We start from the raw sequence: 4177 nt of genomic DNA on the forward strand, positions 1-4177 counted from the left end.
ACTGCCAATCCGGCCCTGACCGTAGCCTACACCGGTTTCGTTGCCGGTGACACCGCCGCATCACTTACCAGCCAGGCTACCGCAACCACCGCCGCAACCACGACAAGCGGCGCCGGCACCTACCCGATCACCGCAGCCGGTGCAGTAAGCAACAACTACAACTTCACCTATGTTGCCGGAACACTGACCGTTGACAAGGCGCCACTTACCGTAACCGCCAACAACGCCGGCAAGATCTACGGTTCTGCCAATCCGGCCCTGACCGTAGCCTACACCGGTTTCGTTGCCGGTGACACTGCAGCATCACTTACCAGCCAGGCAACCGCAACCACTGCAGCAACCACGACCAGTGGCGCCGGAACCTACCCGATCACCGCAGCTGGTGCAGTAAGCAACAATTACAACTTCACCTATGTTGCCGGAACACTGACCGTTGACAAGGCAATTCTGACCGTGACGGCGGATGACAAGACCCGTGTTGTGGGTGCACCCGATCCGGAATTCACTGCAAGCTACTCAGCTTTGTCGCCGGTGATACCTCAGCAGTCCTCAGCGGTTTTCCGATCTTGAATACGACCGCTACTGAAACGAGTCCTGTCGGCACCTACCCGATTACACCCGTTCAGGGAACACTGGCCGCGGCAAACTACGACTTCACATTCGTCAACGGTACTTTGACAGTGGAGGCGGCCTCAGTTACGTACCCACTCACGGTATCCATTGCAGGGGCTGGCAGTGTCCACAGCAGCGACGGCTTTATTTCCTGCACCGGTACCACAGGCTGCAGCTATGATTATGCCAGCGGCACAATCGTTACCCTGACAGCAACAGCTTCCAACTCTACTTTTACCGGATGGAGCGGTGCATGTACCGGAACCGGAACCGAGCCCTGCGTTGTGACAATGGATGCAATCAAGAATGTTACAGCCACATTTGATTCGGCTCAAAACGTCAGAATTGGCTCAAACTACTACGAATCGATTCAGTCTGCTTACAACGCGGCCAATGATGGTGCAACCCTGGAAGTAAGGGATCAGAGCTTCATGGAGTTCATGGAAGATATTTTGTTCAACCGTCCTGTTACCGTTATACTCGATGGCGGGAAGGATGCAGGATGGAATAGTAACGGCTTCAGTTCTGTCAGCGGCTCATTGACTATCAGCGATGGAACAGTGGATGTAAGGGGCTTGGTAATTCGTTGAGTGGCCATTCTAAAGCAGCAAATGGAAGAGGCGGCATATGAACGGACAAACAGCAAGAAGTGAAACTGAAGGGCGGCGCCAGATGGCGCCGCCTAAGGCCATGACAATTCTAGGCAAGGTGGCAAAAGTCGGTTTTTACCGAGATACTCTGCCGCTCTTGATAATAAACATCAAGAAGGAAGATGCCGGCCCTCTTCCTTACAGGGAAGGCGAAAGAGTTTCCATTCCCTTTGTGGTAAACGGGCTACCTTACATTGCCGGGCTGCGTGCAACAACTCGCTCAACCACAGTGATGATCTGTTCTGATTTACTGGATGCTCAACTGAACTCGGTGCGATTGGTGGATGTATTATTCGGCCTTGGATGGAGTCACAGGGAACCGGCTTTGGAACTTACCGTCAGGAGTGGAGCGGTATGCTGCCTCTGAGCTGATAACGGAAGTGCCGGCTGGTTGAGGCGCATATCCGACAGAAAATTTAAAAGGCAAGAAGCTGGGGCTTAAATGCCCTTGCTTTCTTGCCTTTTTTTTCTGACAGCTAATGTGCTGCTTCAATAGGAAATACGAAAACTCTCGAATTGCCCGGAAAATGTCTCTTTCTTTACATTGACTCCGCTTACCTCTGCCCGACTTGGTCCTTCATGGCACCACCCAATCAAGGCCTCCACATCGGTTTCTTCACCCTCGAAACATCCCTGAACGGACCCATCAGGGAGGTTTTTCACCCAGCCGCAGACATTCAACCTCTGTGCGGTTTGCTGGGTGCTCTGGCGAAAAGCCACTCCCTGCACAAGACCGGTTATTGTTACCATGGCACGAATCTTCACTTGTCATCCCTCCAGCATCTTCAAGAATTCATCTTCCGTCAGCACATTCACACCAAGCTGCCGGGCCTTGTCCAGTTTGCTTCCCGCCTCGGCTCCGGCAACCACATAGTCGGTTTTTTTCGAGACCGAGCCGGCGGCGTGCCCACCTTCATTTTCCACCATGTTTTTTGCATCATCACGGGTGAAGCGGGTGAGGGCGCCGGTAAAAACGAAGGTCTTGCCGGTAAAGCGTCCCCCCAGCCTTTTCTCTTCCACAGCCGGCTTGACCCCTGCGGCAAACATGCGCTCGATCACCTCCCGATTGGCGGGGTTGCGGAAAAAGGTGCGGACGCTCTGCGCCACCTGGGGACCCACTTCCCGGATGGAAAGCAGCTCCTCTTCCGTCGCCTTTTCCAGGTGCTCGATGCTGCCGAAGGCGCTGGCCAGAAGCTTTGCCGTATGCTCCCCCACGTGGCGTATGCCCAGGGCATAGATAAAGCGTGACAGCTCGCGGTGCTTGCTGGCCTCTATGGCGTTAAGCAGGTTCTCCGCCAGTTTGTCCCCCATGCGCTCGAAGCGCATGAAATCATCCCTGGTCAGGTAGTAGAGGTCGGCGACATTCTTGACCAGCCCCAGCCGTAGCAGCTGCTCAATATATTTGTCCCCCATCCCTTCCATATCCATGGCATGGCGCGAGGCGAAATGGATGATGGTCTCCCTGATCTGGGCCGGGCAGGTGAGCCCCAGGCAGCGGATTGCCACTTCTCCCGGTATCTTGACGATCTCCGAACCGCATTCGGGGCAGGCAGCAGGAACCGCCAGAAGCTCCGCTCCCTCCAGCCGCTTCTCCGTCATGGCCTTGACTACGGCCGGAATGACATCGCCGGCCCGCTCCACGACCACCGTATCTCCCTTGCGGATGTCCTTTTTCTCCATTTCTTCCCAATTGTGGAGGGTTGCCCTGGACACCATCACCCCCGAAACCTCAACCGGCTTGAGATGGGCAACGGGGGTGATGACACCGGTGCGCCCCACCTGGGGAACGATATCTTCGACGACCGTTACCGCTTGTCGCGGCGGAAATTTCCAGGCAATGGCCCAGCGGGGGGAGCGGGTCTTTTCCCCCAGATCGCGCTGCAGATCGAAGGAGTCCACCTTGATCACCACACCGTCAATTTCATAGGGGAGCGACTCCCGTGTCTCGCCTATTTCCCGGTAATAGGCCAGGACAGCGTCGATGCCGGCAACTTTTTGATCAAAGGGTTTACGGGCAGCCCCCATTGGGGCAGGGTGGCGAGCATCCGGCTCTGGGAGGTGAATTCATATCCTTCCACTATACCCGGGGCATAACAGAAGATGGAGAGGGGCCGCCTGGCGGTGATCCGCGGGTCCAACTGGCGCAGAGAACCTGCGGCAGCGTTGCGTGGGTTGGCAAAGGGGGGAGCCCTGCTTCTTCCCTCTCCATGTTCAGTTTCTGAAAGGGCGCCAGCCCCAGGTAAACCTCGCCTCTGACCTCGACCAGGCTGGGCGGGGTCGAGCAATGGAGGCGCAGGGGGATCGATTTGACCGTTTTCAGGTTCTGGGTGACATCCTCTCCCACATAGCCGTCGCCGCGGGTGGACCCGAATGTGAGGGAGCCTTCTTCATAGATAAGCTCCACCGCCAGCCCATCCATCTTTGGCTCGCATACGTACTCAATTTCCTTTGCCATGGGTAGGCCCAGGTAGCGCTTGATGCGCTCGTCGAAATCACGCATCTCTCCCTCATTGAAGGCGTTTTCCAGGGAAAGCATCGGCAGGCGGTGGGTTACCTGGTTGAATTTTTCCAGGGGCGCCGCCCCGACCCGTTGGGTGGGGGAGTCCGCGGTGACAAGGTCCGGGAATTCCCTTTCCAGCTGCTGCAGTTCGCGCAGGAGCAGATCATACTCGGCATCGGCGATTTCGGGCCGGTCTTCCACATAGTAGAGGTAATTGTGACGGTTGATTTCCCGGTGCAGCTCCTGTATGCGAAGCTGTGCGGCTGTTCTGTCCATGGATGAATTGGCTCCTCGGCGGGGTGTAGGAATATGGTGTTTATAGCACAGCGGGGGAGGGTTGGCAATTGCAGGGAAACCCAGCATATTTTAGCTGACAATAATTTTTGTCATGGGTAAAATGCTGGTGGGACCCCCC

Annotated in this window: 3 protein-coding genes and 2 pseudogenes; 3 read left to right on the plus strand and 2 right to left on the minus strand. The window is 56.0% G+C overall.

Annotated elements, in window-relative coordinates:
* Window positions 1-15: 15 nt before the first annotated feature.
* The 3 genes and pseudogenes from JCM15764_RS20625 to JCM15764_RS20635 all read left to right on the plus strand — a co-directional run.
* Window positions 16-620 (plus strand): annotated as a pseudogene (locus JCM15764_RS20625) (MBG domain-containing protein); the annotation flags it as partial.
* Between the two features lie 60 nt (window positions 621-680).
* Window positions 681-1202 carry an InlB B-repeat-containing protein gene (locus tag JCM15764_RS20630; protein WP_243689549.1) on the plus strand — a complete coding sequence of 174 codons (522 nt, stop codon included), beginning with the start codon at window positions 681-683 and terminating at the stop codon, window positions 1200-1202.
* 37 nt (window positions 1203-1239) lie between these two features.
* On the plus strand, window positions 1240-1629 hold the full coding sequence (locus JCM15764_RS20635; protein WP_054698800.1) for a hypothetical protein: 390 nt from the start codon (window positions 1240-1242) through the stop codon (window positions 1627-1629).
* A 122-nt stretch (window positions 1630-1751) separates the two neighbouring features.
* On the opposite strand, the gene JCM15764_RS20640 is transcribed toward JCM15764_RS20635, so the two are convergent.
* Window positions 1752-2027, minus strand: coding sequence for an acylphosphatase (locus tag JCM15764_RS20640; RefSeq protein WP_054698802.1), 276 nt, complete (start codon window positions 2025-2027; stop codon window positions 1752-1754).
* A 3-nt stretch (window positions 2028-2030) separates the two neighbouring features.
* Window positions 2031-4038: pseudogene (gene ligA, locus JCM15764_RS20645) on the minus strand (NAD-dependent DNA ligase LigA).
* Between the last annotated feature and the right edge of the window lie 139 nt (window positions 4039-4177).

Source organism: Geotalea toluenoxydans JCM 15764, assembly GCF_001311985.1.
In the GTDB taxonomy this organism is placed as follows: Bacteria; Desulfobacterota; Desulfuromonadia; order Geobacterales; family Geobacteraceae; genus Geotalea; species Geotalea toluenoxydans.